Source organism: Pseudomonas sp. MDT1-16, from assembly GCF_054898115.1.
Genome location: NZ_CM142717.1, coordinates 5,488,552 through 5,503,136, shown reverse-complemented (window position 1 = coordinate 5,503,136; position 14,585 = coordinate 5,488,552). Strand labels below are relative to the sequence as shown.

14 protein-coding genes are annotated in these 14,585 nt (G+C 57.4%); 6 read left to right on the top strand and 8 right to left on the bottom strand.

Annotated features, from left to right (window positions below):
• Positions 1-14: 14 nt before the first annotated feature.
• Complete coding sequence (locus ACYZT3_RS25440; protein WP_462030991.1) at positions 15-1,256, bottom strand: site-specific integrase; 1,242 nt, start codon at positions 1,254-1,256, stop codon at positions 15-17.
• A gap of 144 nt (positions 1,257-1,400) precedes the next feature.
• On the opposite strand from ACYZT3_RS25440, the gene ettA reads away from it, so the two are divergent.
• Positions 1,401-3,092, top strand: coding sequence for an energy-dependent translational throttle protein EttA (ettA, locus tag ACYZT3_RS25435; protein WP_462030990.1), 1,692 nt, complete (start codon positions 1,401-1,403; stop codon positions 3,090-3,092).
• A gap of 92 nt (positions 3,093-3,184) precedes the next feature.
• Here ettA and ACYZT3_RS25430 read toward each other — a convergent pair whose 3' ends face one another.
• From ACYZT3_RS25430 to ACYZT3_RS25415, 4 genes are all read right to left on the bottom strand, one after another.
• Positions 3,185-3,679, bottom strand: a complete 495-nt coding sequence (locus ACYZT3_RS25430; protein ID WP_282381046.1) for a GreA/GreB family elongation factor — start codon at positions 3,677-3,679, stop codon at positions 3,185-3,187.
• A 70-nt stretch (positions 3,680-3,749) separates the two neighbouring features.
• Entirely contained in the window at positions 3,750-4,106 is a 357-nt protein-coding gene (locus tag ACYZT3_RS25425; protein ID WP_462030989.1) for a hypothetical protein, read from the bottom strand.
• 85 nt (positions 4,107-4,191) lie between these two features.
• Positions 4,192-6,045: an Lnb N-terminal periplasmic domain-containing protein gene (locus ACYZT3_RS25420; protein ID WP_462030988.1), complete on the bottom strand. Its 1,854-nt coding sequence runs from the start codon at positions 6,043-6,045 to the stop codon at positions 4,192-4,194.
• A 93-nt stretch (positions 6,046-6,138) separates the two neighbouring features.
• The gene (locus ACYZT3_RS25415; protein ID WP_282381052.1) at positions 6,139-6,627 is read right to left on the bottom strand and encodes a DUF3015 domain-containing protein; all 489 of its coding nucleotides are present in this window, start codon (positions 6,625-6,627) and stop codon (positions 6,139-6,141) included.
• Positions 6,628-6,903: 276 nt separating this feature from the next.
• Between ACYZT3_RS25415 and ACYZT3_RS25410 the strand changes: the two genes are divergently transcribed.
• Positions 6,904-9,342, top strand: coding sequence for a Lon protease family protein (locus ACYZT3_RS25410; protein ID WP_462030987.1), 2,439 nt, complete (start codon positions 6,904-6,906; stop codon positions 9,340-9,342).
• Between the two features lie 280 nt (positions 9,343-9,622).
• Entirely contained in the window at positions 9,623-9,964 is a 342-nt protein-coding gene (locus ACYZT3_RS25405; protein WP_046048783.1) for a PA4575 family protein, read from the top strand.
• Positions 9,965-9,969: 5 nt separating this feature from the next.
• On the opposite strand, the gene ACYZT3_RS25400 is transcribed toward ACYZT3_RS25405, so the two are convergent.
• The gene (locus ACYZT3_RS25400; RefSeq protein ID WP_462030986.1) at positions 9,970-11,799 is read right to left on the bottom strand and encodes a hypothetical protein; all 1,830 of its coding nucleotides are present in this window, start codon (positions 11,797-11,799) and stop codon (positions 9,970-9,972) included.
• A 159-nt stretch (positions 11,800-11,958) separates the two neighbouring features.
• Here ACYZT3_RS25400 and ACYZT3_RS25395 point away from each other — a divergent pair, with 159 nt between their 5' ends.
• The 3 genes from ACYZT3_RS25395 (at position 11,959) to ACYZT3_RS25385 (ending at position 13,593) form a co-directional block, all read left to right on the top strand.
• A complete protein-coding gene (locus ACYZT3_RS25395; protein ID WP_282381060.1) occupies positions 11,959-12,447 on the top strand; it encodes a TIGR00645 family protein in 489 nt (162 codons plus the stop codon).
• A gap of 113 nt (positions 12,448-12,560) precedes the next feature.
• Entirely contained in the window at positions 12,561-12,854 is a 294-nt protein-coding gene (locus ACYZT3_RS25390) for a DUF6482 family protein (protein ID WP_282381062.1), read from the top strand.
• Positions 12,855-12,975: 121 nt separating this feature from the next.
• Entirely contained in the window at positions 12,976-13,593 is a 618-nt protein-coding gene (locus ACYZT3_RS25385; RefSeq protein ID WP_282381064.1) for an FKBP-type peptidyl-prolyl cis-trans isomerase, read from the top strand.
• Positions 13,594-13,706: 113 nt separating this feature from the next.
• Here the strand turns inward: ACYZT3_RS25385 and ACYZT3_RS25380 are convergent, their stop codons facing one another.
• Complete coding sequence (locus tag ACYZT3_RS25380; protein WP_462030985.1) at positions 13,707-13,964, bottom strand: PA4570 family protein; 258 nt, start codon at positions 13,962-13,964, stop codon at positions 13,707-13,709.
• 204 nt (positions 13,965-14,168) lie between these two features.
• A complete protein-coding gene (locus ACYZT3_RS25375; protein ID WP_282381068.1) occupies positions 14,169-14,510 on the bottom strand; it encodes a zinc ribbon domain-containing protein YjdM in 342 nt (113 codons plus the stop codon).
• Positions 14,511-14,585 lie beyond the last annotated feature (75 nt).

Genomic DNA, 14,585 nt, shown 5'->3' with positions numbered 1-14,585 from the left:
TGGCCTCCTCAGGATTAAACCTCGGGACGCGTTTGGATAGCTCTAAACTTGTCCGAGCGTTTTTTCATCGCCTTATTTGCCTCTTCCTTCCAAAATTTCGCACCGTATAGGCTAGGCATATTGGAATCAGGGCTCCATCCAAAAGCGTAGGTGAGGATTTTTTGAGCCTTTGTCGTGCGATCCTCGGGGGTAAGTGCTTCTAAGTCCTCTCGCATACTCTCAAGGAGGGTGAAGACCGCATCGTGGCGTAGCACATGCGGGTGAACATGTGACAGCTCGGCCGCGACCTTTCCAACCCGTGGCAAAACGCAATCAAGGGCTTTAACGCTCAGCGGCCTTCCTTCATTGCGTCGATGGGACACCAGCAGAAAAGGGTGTTTGTGTGCCTCTGGCGCCCCTCTTTTGCAGGCGCGGTAGTTGTCGATATATGTCTTAAGTGCAAAGGTTAGCTCATCACCCATTTCCAGCACGCGCTCGTGAGTTTTAAATTGCGGAGCCAGCGTGCGCGGATCGATTTCCTCACGCTCGATATCCACGACATATAGTTCACGATTGTGCCACCGAATATCGCCGACTTTGATAAGTAGCATTTCTGATCGGCGAAGACCCATATCAAGGCCCAGCAGCAAAATAATGTAATTGCGCAGCTTCAACGCTTCATTCGCAAAAGGATTTTCTACACTTTCAGGATGCATAATTTCCAACAAGCGATCTCGCTCCCGCGTGGTCAGCTCTTTCATGTCATCATTTCTGATTTTCTTCCATGAAGGTTTCGCAGCCTTTATCTTGCGGTTAATGCGGAGCTCAACCTCATGAATGGCTGCGGTTCGCGTCACCTCGTCACCCAACTTGTCATAAAGAAATTTTAAATAGTCGCGTACAGTTTCGAGTCGTTGTTGCGCGTGAATTTTACCTACTGTTTTGTAAGCTGCAGGTAACAGGCACATACCTCTGTATTTTTTGTCCAGAGTTGATTTACACAATGCTGCGTCAGCTACGAAGCGTGAAATTTCACTATCAGTTAGGTAGCGAGACGTCGGTCGCTCCTCCAAGCGAGTGATGAGGTCAATTGACTCATGCTTCAAATAGTCTTCGATGACTGCTATGTGCTCCAGATACTTATGCTGCGTATTCAAAGCGCGGCCTGACTGCTCCAACGTCACAAAAAGGTTTGGGTAATAGGCAGGAATGTGGTCTTGCAACAGCACCTTTCCTCTAGCACCATTGACCCTTATCTCGACTATCTGATGGCCCACGACCCGGCTCCAAAACTTGACTTTTTCGAGTATAGTAACGAATCGAATTTAGCTCAGATTGAAACGTGACTTTTTTCATTCTGGATCGCGTGTTGAAAAGCACTGCAAAGCCCTACATTATCTGACTTATAGGTGTCCTCAAAAATGGCAAAAGGTGACAAGCACGGACAGACAGGTTCTTACGTATTCACCATGCATCGGCTGGGTAAAGTTGTTCCACCGAAGCGGGAAATCCTCAAAAACATTTCGCTGTCGTTCTTCCCGGGCGCCAAGATTGGCGTACTCGGCCTTAACGGTTCGGGTAAATCCACGCTGTTGAAAATCATGGCTGGCGTCGACACCGAGTTCGACGGCGAAGCCCGTCCGATGCCGGACCTGAACATCGGCTACCTGCCGCAAGAACCGATCCTGGACCCGACCAAGACCGTGCGTGAAGTGGTCGAGGAAGCGGTCAGCGTGATCAAGAACGCCCAGGCGCGCCTGGACGAGGTCTACGCGGCTTACGCTGATGAGGATGCCGACTTCGACAAACTGGCCGCTGAACAAGCCAAACTCGAAGCCATCCTGCAGGCCAGCGACGGTCACAATCTGGATCGCCAACTGGAAGTCGCCGCCGATGCGCTGCGTCTGCCAGCGTGGGATGCCAAGGTCGAATTCCTGTCCGGTGGTGAAAAGCGTCGTGTGGCCCTGTGCCGCCTGCTGCTGTCCGCGCCCGACATGCTGCTGCTCGACGAACCAACCAACCACCTGGACGCCGATTCCGTCGCCTGGCTGGAGCATTTCCTCCACGATTTCCCGGGTACCGTGGTAGCGATCACGCACGACCGTTACTTCCTGGACAACGTCGCCGGCTGGATCCTCGAGCTCGACCGCGGCGCCGGTATCCCGTACGAGGGCAACTATTCGGGCTGGCTTGAAGCCAAGTCCGATCGTCTGGCTGCCGAATCCAAGCAGCAGTCGGCCCATGAAAAAGCCATGAAGGAAGAACTGGAGTGGGTGCGCAAAGGCGCCAAGGCCCGCCAGTCCAAATCCAAGGCTCGTCTGCAACGCTTCGAAGAAATGCAATCGCAGGAATTCCAGAAGCGCAGCGAAACCAACGAGATCTACATCCCGGCCGGTCCGCGCCTGGGCGACAAGGTCATCGAGTTCAAGAACGTTTCCAAGGGCTATGGCGATCGGGTGTTGATCGACAACCTGTCGTTCTCCATGCCAAAAGGCGCCATCGTTGGCGTGATCGGCGGTAACGGTGCCGGTAAATCGACCCTGTTCCGCATGCTGATGGGCAAGGAAACGCCGGATTCGGGCAGCATCGAAGTCGGCGAAACCGTGCAACTGGCGTGCGTCGATCAGAGCCGCGAAGACCTGGACGGCAGCAAGACTGTCTTCCAGCAAATATCCGAAGGTTCCGACCAGATCCGCATTGGCAACTATGAGATCCCGTCGCGCACCTACGTCGGTCGCTTCAACTTCAAGGGCGGCGATCAACAGAAGTTCGTCAAGGACCTGTCCGGTGGTGAGCGCGGTCGCTTGCACCTGGCCCTGACCCTGAAAGAGGGCGGCAACGTCCTGCTGCTCGACGAACCGTCCAACGACCTCGACGTTGAAACCCTGCGTTCCCTGGAAGAAGCCCTGCTGGACTTCCCGGGCGCCGCCATTGTGATCTCTCACGATCGGTGGTTCCTTGACCGCGTCGCGACTCACATCCTGGCGTACGAAGACGACTCGCAAGCGGTGTTCTTCGAAGGCAACTACACCGAGTACGAAGCCGATCGCCGCAAACGTCTTGGCGAAGCGGCCACTCAGCCGCATCGTGTACGGCACAAGAAACTGGCCTGATTTCAGGTTGGTTGCATGAAAAAACGGAGCCTTGGGGCTCCGTTTTTTTATGGGGTTTCAGATAAGCCGCGGCGCGGCCATCGCGAGCAAGCTCACCCAATCTCTATGCCCAACACCTCAATCAACAAATCCCCCGCCGGCCGCTTCCACAGCACTTCATCCCCAACCTGCGCACCCAGCAACGCCCGACCCAGCGGCGAACCCCAATTGATCAGCCCGCTCGCGGCATCCGCCTGATCCTCGCCCACCAATTGCACGCGTTGTTCGTTGCCCTGTTCATCGGCAAAGGTCACCCAGGCGCCCATCTGCACTTTGTTGGTCGAGGAGGCCGGCACGACTAACTGAGCGCTTTGCAGGCGTTGATTGAAATACCGCCAGTCACGCTCAAGGTCGGCCTGGCGCTGTTTGTCCGCCAGTTCACCCCGAGAACTCTGTTCATTGAGCAGGTTTTGCACCTCGGCGACTTTCGCCTGAAGCTGCGCAAGCCCGGCGGGCGTGACGTAATTGGGCTGCGCGCTGACCTGCCGTTCGACTGGCTGATCGGCTTGCGCGGCGGCGTTATCTTCATTGACGAAGGCGCGACTCATGGTTTTCTCCCGTTATAGGGTTTGGGCCATGGTCGCAGGCTTTTAGTTTCGACGGATGTCTGTCAGCGACTCATTGCGAGCGATACGCACGGGCGGCACCCTGATCCTTTTGCTGCTGCCAGGCTTTGTCCCGGTCGTCCCAATGATGGCGGCGATAATCTTCGCGATCCTCGCTTTCGCGCATCGCCTGACACTTACGGAAGCCATCGCTCCAGCCCTCGGCGTACTGCTTGTCCTTGAGGTAACGCGGGACATTTTTTCGAAACTCGCCAGTGATTGCGCCAGCGGCTTGCCGGCCACTGCTGCAACCGTCATCGAAGCCATCGGCGAACGCCGGTGGATAGCCCTTGGCGATCAGATCCTCGTGGGTCGTCTGGCAACCCGCGATCAACATCAGCAAACCCACCACACCCACGCAACGCCACATCTCAGACTCCCGGGGCCGTTCTACGGCCTATATCAGAAGTCTAGGAGTGGATTCGTCGATGGGATGTGAAAGAGAGATCAAAAGATCAGTAGTGATACCACTTCACCTCAAGCATCACTTCGTTCTCGGGCGAAGCCAGGTGGCTGAATTCGCGCTGTGCACTCAGGCGCACACCCAGGTTGCGCGACAATTCCCACTGCTGATTCAGACTCACGCTACGGCGTACTTCGCCATTGGTGAAGTAATCACCTTTGGCCTCCAGGCTGAAGTTGCCCAGCGGGTTTTTCCACAGCAGGCCCGTATTGAAGCCCGCCGCCGGAGCGATGAAACCGGCGAAGTCGTTGTTGTGCTCCACGCGCACGGTGCCCAAGGCAAAGCCGAGCATGTCGTCGCCCAGTTGCCAGGTACCGCCGCCACCGCCATTGACGTGGCTGACCAGGGTTTCGTCGTCATGTTTGCCGGGCACTCGCTCCAGGCCGCCGGTGACCTGCCACGAGAGCGGTTGCAGCAACTCATTGCGCGGGGTCAGGGAGCGGATGGTCGCCAGGTCCAATTGCTGCAACTGCCAGTGATTGCCTTCGTACTGGCGCAGTTTCATTTGCAGGATTTCGATCTGCGCACCGAGGGGGAAGCTCTCGGCGTTGTCGTTGAGATCGTGATACGCCATGCGCAGGCCATATTCGCCAAAGGCCTTGTCGCCTCGGGTGCCGATGCCGGCCTGCCAGGTTCGCGATTCATGGCCATCCTCGGGCAGGCCGGGTTGCGGGATGTCCAGTTCCGGTGCCGGGTTCTGGTTGATCGCCCGCAGCAGTTCGAAACTGCGCTGCGCCCGTTGCGGGTCACGTTCCTGACCGTTGGCGCGGTAGCGCTCCAGGCGATAGGCCGCGTCGATGATCAGCGCCTGACGCTCGCGCGGTTGAGCCTTGAACGCCGGCGCCTGCAACTGCTTCTGGTCGGCGCTGACATTCAGCACCCAAACCTGTTCTTCGTCGGTCAACGGCTCGGCGCGGCTCAGCAGTTCACGTTCGCGAGACGGTCGATACTGAATGGATTCCACCAGTCCGGCTTCTTTCACCGCTTTCACGGTGTCCGTAGGAATCGCGGTCAGCGGGAATTGTTCGGTCAATCGCAGGCTCGGGCGGGCCACTTGCAGCAGTTCCAACAGGCGATAGGAGCAGTTTTCGTCGAAGAAGAAATAGTCGAACTGGATCTGTTTCAGTTCCCAGACGTGCTCGACCATGCGCTCGGTTTCTGTCTGGGTCAGGTTCAGGCGGTACTCCCACAGATCGCGGTTCTCGAGACTGCGGTACTCCGAGAGTTTTTCCTGATAAGGCACTAGCGCAAACAAACCAGGATAGCCGCCCATCAAGCCTTTCCAGGCATACAGGATGCTGTTGTCGGAACCCTCAATGTACGCACCGAAGTTGATCGCATAACTGAGCAGGGCGGTTTGATCGCTTTGCACATTGGCCTGGTCGATGCGCAGCAACGTGTGGCCGAACATCGATGACGGGCTGTTCAGATACGCCGCCGGGAAAATCATCACCGCACTGTGGGGTGAAACATCCTTGAACCATTGCTTGAATTCTGTGCAGGGAAGCGTCGGCAGATCGCTCAGGTTGAGCTGCGCCTTCAGCCAGCGGGTGCGGGCGGGGTAGACGCATTGGGCGTGTTTTTCGCCGGCACTGGCCGGGGCGTACAGCGCTTGCACGGTGGCGGCCAGTTCGCGGTCGGGATGTTCGTTGCCATCGGGTGCAAGAAAAAACTTCTTGTCGCTGACATAGCTCCGCCAGCCGCCGAGTTTGGCGGTTTCGTAGTGGCCCAGGGAAATCCAGAAGGGGTCGTTGGCCAGTTGCTGCAAACGTTGATTGTCTATGTGAGGCGCGGCGGACAGCGGGGCGCAGACACAGAGCGCCAGCCAGGCAAGGCGTTTGAGCATAGTGGGCTACTTAAACTCGAAGAATACAAAGACCAAAAAGGGTCAGGTCCAAAAAATAAAACCCGCTCCCCGAAAGGAACGGGCGGGTCGAGCTTAAGCTTGAGTAACGTACTTAGCCAGACGAGGATCGTTCTTCAGAACGGCCAGGGTGTTGGTATGCACGTCGTCAGCGGTCACGTCAGCCTTGCTGAAGATCTGCTGGAAGTGCTTATGAGTGACGGCGGCGAAGTGCGCACGGTCTTCCGGCGCCACGCCCATTACCACGGCGTATGTGGTCAGCGCTTCGCCCTGACCCTTAGCCATGTCTTCGGACAGCTCGTTCATCATGCCATTCATGGCAATCCAGGATTTGCCGCCATAGGTCAGCGACGCATTAGTCGAGCAACCATTGGTACCGGAGGTCATACCGAACGTTGCGTTGCCGGAAGTGCCGTTGGTGGTGGATGCCAGGAAGTGAGCCGGGGTGCCACGCTGACCTTCGAACAGCATGTTGCCCCAACCGCAATCCGGGCCGCCTGGCGCCTGAGCCATGGCATTGAGGGATACAACGGTGAAGAGAGTACCGAGAAGAATCCGTTTCATAGCTTTGTTCTCTTTATGTGCATACCAATGGACAAGGGGTCTGGCCCGATCTGGCGCCAGTGGGCCGGTTATTGTTCCAGCCGCGCAGTTTGGAGTTTAGGCACGTTCCTGAGGTTCCGTTATTTTTTGCATAACATTCGTTGAAAACATTGATTTAGACCCGACCCGCTTAGCGATACCGCTTTGTCTATGCTTTGGCTAGAGGCGCGCCTTGCAAGTGAGGTATGGGCGGCGCCAGAATGCCGCTATCTGCCCCGCCTGATGTAAGGAAGCCCGATGTCTGATCCTGTTGCTGCCAGCTTGCGTCTAGCGCCTGAATCGCTGACCCGTCCGTTTTCCGCTGAACAGTTCAGCTTCTCTACCACCAATGATTTGGAGCCCTTCCGCGGTGTGCTTGGCCAGGAACGTGCGGTCGAAGCCTTGCAGTTCGGTGTGGCGATGCCACGCCCCGGCTACAACGTATTCGTCATGGGTGAGCCCGGCACTGGCCGGTTCTCGTTCGTCAAACGCTACCTGAAAGCCGAAGGCAAACGCCTGCAGACCCCGGCGGACTGGGTCTATGTCAACAATTTCGATGATCCTCGCGAACCTCGTGCCCTGGAGTTGCCCTCTGGCACCGCCGGTGCCTTTATCGATGACATCAACGGCTTGATCGACAACCTGCTGGCGACTTTTCCGGCAGTGTTCGAGCACCCGTCCTACCAGCAGAAGAAAAGCGCCATCGACCGCGCCTTCAATCAACGCTATGACCGCGCGTTGGATGTGATCGAGCGCCTGGCGCTGGAGAAGGAAGTCGCGCTGTACCGCGACAGCACCAATATCGCCTTCACCCCGATGAGCGAAGGCAAGGCCGTGGACGAAGCCGAATTTGCCCAGTTGCCGGAAGCCGATCGCGAGCGTTTTCACGACGACATTGCGTGGCTGGAAGAGCGGCTGAACGAAGAGCTCGCCAGCCTGCCGCAGTGGAAGCGTGAGTCGAGCAATCAACTGCGCCAGCTCAACGAAGAAACCATCACACTGGCCTTGCAGCCATTGCTCGCACCGCTGTCGGAAAAGTACGCGGAAAACGCCGGCGTTTGCGGTTACCTGCAAGCGATGCAGGTGTACCTGCTCAAGACTGTGGTCGAGCAATTGGTGGACGACAGCAAAACTGACGCCATCGCCCGCAAGCTGCTGGAAGAGCAATACGCGCCGAGCCTGGTGGTCGGTCATCCGTTCAGCGGCGGTGCGCCAGTGGTCTTCGAGCCGCATCCGACCTATGACAACCTGTTTGGCCGCATCGAATACAGCACCGATCAGGGCGCGTTCTACACGACCTATCGGCAGTTGCGGCCGGGCGCCTTGCATCGGGCCAACGGCGGTTTCCTGATCCTCGAAGCAGAGAAAATGCTCAGCGAGCCGTTCGTATGGGATGCGCTCAAGCGCGCCTTGCAATCGCGCAAGCTGAAAATGGAATCGCCACTCGGTGAGCTGGGCCGCCTGGCCACCGTGACCCTGGCACCGCAACACATTCCGTTGCAGGTCAAGGTCGTCATCATTGGCGCCCGACAGCTCTACTACACGCTGCAGGACCTCGATCCGGACTTCCAGGAGATGTTCCGCGTTCTGGTGGACTTCGACGAAGACATCCCGATGGTTGACGAAAGCCTGGAGCAGTTCGCTCAGTTGCTCAAAACCCGCACCTCCGAAGAAGGCATGGCGCCGCTGACCGCTGATGCGGTGGCGCGTCTGGCGACTTACAGTGCTCGCCTGGCTGAGCACCAGGGGCGTTTGTCGGCGCGGATCGGTGATCTGTTCCAACTGGTCAGCGAGGCGGATTTCATTCGCCAACTGGCCGGTGATGAAATGACCGACGCCGGGCACATCGAACGTGCGCTCAAGGCCAAGGCCACGCGTACCGGGCGCGTCTCGGCGCGGATTCTTGATGACATGCTGGCGGGAATCATCCTGATCGACACGGATGGCGCGGCGGTGGGCAAATGTAACGGGCTGACAGTGCTGGAGGTCGGCGACTCGGCGTTCGGTGTGCCGGCGCGGATTTCCGCCACGGTGTATCCGGGCGGTAGCGGCATCGTCGACATCGAGCGCGAGGTCAATCTCGGCCAGCCCATTCACTCCAAAGGCGTGATGATCCTCACCGGGTATCTGGGCAGCCGTTACGCCCAGGAATTCCCGCTGGCGATTTCCGCGAGTATCGCCCTGGAGCAGTCCTACGGTTACGTCGATGGCGACAGTGCATCGCTGGGCGAGGCTTGCACCTTGATTTCGGCCTTGTCGAAAACCCCGCTCAAGCAGTGCTTTGCGATCACCGGCTCGATCAACCAGTTCGGTGAAGTGCAGGCGGTGGGTGGGGTCAACGAGAAAATCGAAGGCTTCTTCCGACTTTGCGAAGCGCGCGGGTTGACCGGTGAGCAAGGGGCGATCATTCCTCAGGCCAACGTTGCCACGCTGATGCTCGACGAGAAAGTGCTGACGGCGGTGCGCGCGGGGCAGTTCCACGTCTACGCCGTGCGCCAGGCCGATGAGGCGCTGAGCCTGTTGGTTGGCGAGCCGGCTGGTGCGCCAGACGCCGATGGTCAGTTCCCTGAAGGCAGCGTTAACGCGCGGGTGGTAGAACGCCTGCGGGTCATCGCAGAAATGATCAGCGAAGAAGACCTCAAGGAAGCGGAAAAAGAAGCTGCGCAGGAAGCGTTAGTGGAAGCCAAACCCGCCTGACATAGAGCCCCCTGTAGGAGCGAGGCTTGCCCGCGAAGAGCGATAACGCGGTTATTCCGGTAAAACCGCGTCACGGCTTTCGCGGGCAAGCCTCGCTCCTACAAGTGCCGTCGGTCTGACGTCAATATTCACACAATGACCATTCGGCGCCTTTCGGTCTCACCTGACGTACAAGTCAAACTTTTCTTCTATTCTCAGCTCAAGGATATCGACAGTAATCACTGGATCGAGACAGTCCTCCCGTGGGGGCTGAATACCGGATCTACCGAGGGTCGCCGCCATGTCGCGCAACCTCTGCCTCACCCGTCAATGCCTGGGCCTTGTGACCCGTATCGAGTGTGCCATCCGCCCATTGGCGGGAGATACGGGCATGTGGACCTTACTCTTTGCCGCCGGAATGGCCGGCGAACAACCTTCTGCCATTAAGGCCCAGGGCCCGTTTCATGGTCCCTTTGTGGCTGAGTCGATCCTCGACACCATCGTTGAAAGTCTCACCCTGCACGGCTATGAACTGGCCGATGATCCGCAAATCTGGTGCCTGCACCTGCAAGCTCAGCTGCGGGAAATCAATGGTGGCCGTTGCCGTAATCCTGGAGGTTTCGAGTTTCGACCCGAGCACTGAACCGGCTATTGGGCAAGGTGGGACGTATCCGCCGTGTCGAGTTTGACCTCGAATCCATATTGCACGGTGGTGAGGTCGGTTCGTTGATAGGTTTCCAGTCGGGCAGGCTGCCCGTAGAAGTAATGCACGCCCAATAATGCCGGGCCTTCTGCGCTCGCATCGTGAATGACCGAAAGAATCTCCTTCAGATAATTGCCGCTGTCGTCCTTGGCGAAGAAACGCCAGTCCTGGGCGGGAAACAGCTTCAGATCAACCACCAGCGCATTGCCTTTGAGCGCCAGGCCTTTGGGCAACTGGTGGGCGTCGATGGTTTTCTTTTCGACGGTGGCGAGGAACAGCGGCATGGAGCCCACCGCGTAAGCCGGGGTTTCTGGAAACAGGTTCAAGTCGTAGGTAATGGTGCCGCGCAGGGGATCGACCTGGTAAGCCTCAGGCGGCAATTCGATCGGCTCATTGCGCTTGCCGTTACCGTCCTCGGTAAAGAAGCTGACCGGGCTTTCACCGGGGTTGAAGGAGGTGCCGAGCAGCTCATCATTGAAGCTTTTGGAGTGATCGAACTCGATACGGGCGGCGCTGGGGTCTTCGACCGACTGACTGATGCTGACGTTCTTTTTCAGTTTTTCCTCGCCAAGCGTTGCGCCTTTGAGCCAGATCGGGGCCTGATCGTCGTACACCACCACCGGCAAAGTCAGTGGCTGGATGGTCTTTTCCGTGGTGTGTGGGTCGAAGCGACGGACTGGCAGGTCCAGGTTCTTGTGGGTCACCGTGGCGGTTGAAAAGTCCAGTACGCTGACCTCAAGGGTCTCGATCGGCCCATTGAAGTACACCTTGGAATAATGGTGGCTCTGTTGCTTCTTAAACGCGCGCTGCTCGTCATCGATCTGTTTTTCGAAGTTCTCGCTCCAGGCTTTCTGCTGCTGCATTTTCGCCAGTTGCTGTTGATAGAAAGCAATTTGTGCGGCGGTTTCATTGATCGAGCCTGAGCGCGAGAGAAACTGCCCGGTGCTGTCCTTGGCCTGAACGATCAGCGGGTTCAACGGTGTTTCGCTGACCTCGGGGGCCAGTGGTGCGCTGTTGTTGAATTCGATTTCGGCGTAGTTGTTGGCAAGTTTCAGCAGGGTGACGCTGAGGTTGTCGTTGGTGCGAGTCTGGCCAACGTCCTTTTTCGTCAGGTCGAAGCTGTAGAGCCGGCGCGGTGCGATCACGTCTACCTTGCCTTGCAGGCTCACCGGTTGTGGCTGGTTCTTGTTATCGACGTCCAGGCCATCGATGAAGGGGTAGGTCACCGTCAGGTCGTCGGGGTTGGTCAGGTTTGAGCTCGACGGGCTCAACTGAATACCGGGATCGGTTTCCGACCATTCCGGCTGAAACGGGATGACGCGCTTGTCGCTCAGGGTCACCGACTGCCATTCCAGGCCATGGGGAAAGAGAAACGCGGCCGGAATGCTGAAGTTGAAAGGGAACACCGGTTGCAGATCGGTCAGGTAGTCGGAACTGGAGTCTTTGTGCAGCACGAACAGACCGTTGATGTACGTGTCGACCAAGGCTTGTGGCGTGGGGTAGTGCTGGAGCACGGCGAGGGCGTCTTCGCCGTATTCTGTTTCTACCGGTTTGCTGTCGAGCTTGAGTTGCGCACGCTCGAGCAACAACAGTGAGCCGCCGAGTTCAGCCACGGCATCCTTGAGTTTCGGATCCTGAATCGCATCCAGAGACTTCTCGAGCTGCGCAGTTTTTTCCTCGAGGCTGACCTGGCGCTTCTCATCGCTGGGAGAGCAGGCGCTCATCAGCAAAGCCAGGCAAATTCCGGCGCTCGTTAGAGGCAATCGCACATCCATTTCCCGTCTTCCTGTCCGATGTCGCTGAGCTGTCAATGCTTTGGACACTAGCAGAAAAACCTTGTCACACACGCGCAGGTTGCGGATTTCCCGACGGTTTCTGGGTGTAACGGGTGGCTGATATACTCGCGGCCATTTCCAGCCCACATGTGAGATTTAATGGAACGCTTTATCGAAAATGCAATGTACGCCTCCCGCTGGCTGCTGGCGCCGATCTACTTTGGTCTGTCCCTCGGTCTGCTGGCGCTGGCGCTGAAATTCTTCCAGGAAGTGTTTCACGTCATCCCCAACGTGTTCTCGATGGCCGAGTCGGATCTGATTTTGGTGCTGCTGTCGCTGATCGACATGGCGCTGGTGGGCGGCCTGCTGGTGATGGTGATGATCTCCGGGTACGAGAACTTCGTTTCCCAACTGGATATCGACGAAGGCAAGGAGAAACTCAACTGGTTGGGCACCATGGACTCCTCTTCATTGAAGATGAAGGTGGCCGCTTCCATCGTGGCGATTTCGTCCATCCACCTGCTGCGGGTCTTCATGGACGCCAAGAACATCGATCCCGAGCATTTGAAGTGGTACGTGATCATCCACATGACCTTCGTGATTTCGGCGTTTGCCATGGGTTATCTGGATAAGCTGACCAAGCACTGATTGGCTAGACAGAGTTGCGAAACAGACGGGCGGTGTTGTTTGTGGCTTGTACTTTGATGCGCCGAGGCTTATGCCTGTAAGGATCTTGGCTCGCCACTGTGTGAGGTGTGTTCATGGACCTGCAAGAGTTGAATGCCTATGCCATCGCCGGGAAGATCGATGAGCTCAACCTGATCTCGATGGAAGGTGGGATCTACCTGTTGGAAGCGCGGATGCACGGCGCGGCGTATCCATTGAGTGATGCCCGCGGCCAGATGTTTCATCTGCGCTCGGTCGAGCATGCGCGTGAAGTGCTTCACGCCTTTCCCAGCTTGCCATTCAACCTTGTACATGTTTCGGTTCATGACGAGATGTGTGGACTCGGCATCGAGGAAAGCCTGAAGGTACCGATCGCGTGGCAGCACTGACACCTCTCATCAACGCGATGGCATCTGTGCTAGTCTGCTGGCCCTTTTGGTTCCGGGCGCTCCGGGATGCGCTGTGCACGCACGGCAAGTTCCAGGGCCGTCCGCACAGCGGAGCAGTGTCATGTCCGAAGTAAATCTGTCCACCGACGAAACCCGCGTCAGCTACGGTATTGGCCGTCAGCTGGGCGACCAACTGCGCGACAACCCGCCACCGGGCGTTAACCTGGACGCGATCCTGGCGGGTCTGACCGACGCATTCGCCGGCAAGGAAAGCCGTGTGGGTCAGGAAGAAATGTCCGCAAGCTTCAAGGTGATCCGCGAAATCATGCAAGCTGAAGCAGCCGCCAAAGCTGAAGCAGCGGCTGGCGAAGGCCTGGCATTCCTGGCTGAAAACGCCAAGCGTGACGGCATCACCACCCTGGCTTCCGGCCTGCAATTCGAAGTGCTGACCGCCGGTGAGGGCGCCAAGCCAACCCGTGAAGATCAAGTGCGTACTCACTACCACGGCACCCTGATCGACGGCACTGTGTTCGACAGCTCCTACGATCGTGGTCAGCCTGCAGAATTCCCGGTCGGCGGCGTGATCGCTGGCTGGACCGAAGCCCTGCAACTGATGAACGCCGGTAGCAAATGGCGTCTGTACGTGCCGAGCGAACTGGCTTACGGCGCTCAAGGCGTTGGCAGCATTCCACCGCACAGCGTACTGGTATTCGACGTCGAGCTGCTCGACGTTCTGTAATACATGAGCCTGTAGGAGCGAAGCTTGCTCGCGAATGCATCACCTCGGTTTCAAGTCGGAACCGAGTTGCCTGTTTCGCGGGCAAGCCTCGCTCCTACAAGGTTTTGCGTTTTTCATATTTCAATCTTGTGGTGCAGTTCGCTTGTCGGGCGCAATGCCCGGGCATAGCAGAACAGAAACAGATTGCGCACCAGTTCCTTAAGCACCACCGGCTCGCTGGAACTCAAGCCGTCGACATCCAGATCACCCTGATCCTGCAGCTCGTTCAAGGCTTCTTCTTCAAGCACCGCACAGACTTCCCCGGTTTCCCGATGGAGGATCCTGAGGTAAGGGTGTGGCCGGTCCAGCCAGGCATCGATCAAATAAGTCATGGGTCTCATCTCCATTGATTGGTTTCAATGAGAATAATTCTTATTCATCAAATAGCAAGGACCTATTGGCGGCTTGTGTTTTATTCTGGGTAAGGGTTGCGTAGGTCAAAACGGCTGGCGTTTGGCTATTGCGAAGGATTGTTGGGTAAAGCGGGGGAGGTGAACCACCATCCCACGCAGGGCGCAGGATGGAAGACAACAGGCTCAGACTTTTCTGACGAACTCGGATTTGAGCTTCATCGGGCCGATGCCGTCGATCTTGCAATCGATGTCGTGATCGCCATCGCACAGGCGGATGTTCTTGACCTTGGTGCCGACCTTGACCACCAGCGACGTGCCTTTGACCTTGAGGTCCTTGATCACGGTGATGGTGTCGCCGTCCTGCAGGACGTTGCCCACCGAATCCTTCTTCGCGGTGTCATCGGACACTGCTTCGGCTTCGCCGCTGGCGGACCACTCGTGGGCGCACTCAGGGCAGATCAGCTGGGCGCCGTCTTCGTAGGTGTATTCGGAATTGCATTTTGGGCAGGGTGGCAACGTGCTCACTAAAGCTCCTTGGAGTCAGGGTCGCTAAAAGTCGCACATTGTATAGGGTTTTTAGGCGGAGGAGGGTGATGGAGC

What these genes read in the sequence shown, in the direction of transcription:
- ettA (WP_462030990.1), top strand. Translation starts at nt 1,401, where the DNA reads ATGGCAAAAGGTGACAAGCACGGACAGACAGGTTCTTACGTATTCACC.
- ACYZT3_RS25430 (WP_282381046.1), bottom strand. Translation starts at nt 3,679, where the DNA reads ATGAGTCGCGCCTTCGTCAATGAAGATAACGCCGCCGCGCAAGCCGAT.
- ACYZT3_RS25425 (WP_462030989.1), bottom strand. Translation starts at nt 4,106, where the DNA reads ATGTGGCGTTGCGTGGGTGTGGTGGGTTTGCTGATGTTGATCGCGGGT.
- ACYZT3_RS25420 (WP_462030988.1), bottom strand. Translation starts at nt 6,045, where the DNA reads ATGCTCAAACGCCTTGCCTGGCTGGCGCTCTGTGTCTGCGCCCCGCTG.
- ACYZT3_RS25415 (WP_282381052.1), bottom strand. Translation starts at nt 6,627, where the DNA reads ATGAAACGGATTCTTCTCGGTACTCTCTTCACCGTTGTATCCCTCAAT.
- ACYZT3_RS25410 (WP_462030987.1), top strand. Translation starts at nt 6,904, where the DNA reads ATGTCTGATCCTGTTGCTGCCAGCTTGCGTCTAGCGCCTGAATCGCTG.
- ACYZT3_RS25405 (WP_046048783.1), top strand. Translation starts at nt 9,623, where the DNA reads ATGTCGCGCAACCTCTGCCTCACCCGTCAATGCCTGGGCCTTGTGACC.
- ACYZT3_RS25400 (WP_462030986.1), bottom strand. Translation starts at nt 11,799, where the DNA reads ATGGATGTGCGATTGCCTCTAACGAGCGCCGGAATTTGCCTGGCTTTG.
- ACYZT3_RS25395 (WP_282381060.1), top strand. Translation starts at nt 11,959, where the DNA reads ATGGAACGCTTTATCGAAAATGCAATGTACGCCTCCCGCTGGCTGCTG.
- ACYZT3_RS25390 (WP_282381062.1), top strand. Translation starts at nt 12,561, where the DNA reads ATGGACCTGCAAGAGTTGAATGCCTATGCCATCGCCGGGAAGATCGAT.
- ACYZT3_RS25385 (WP_282381064.1), top strand. Translation starts at nt 12,976, where the DNA reads ATGTCCGAAGTAAATCTGTCCACCGACGAAACCCGCGTCAGCTACGGT.
- ACYZT3_RS25380 (WP_462030985.1), bottom strand. Translation starts at nt 13,964, where the DNA reads ATGACTTATTTGATCGATGCCTGGCTGGACCGGCCACACCCTTACCTC.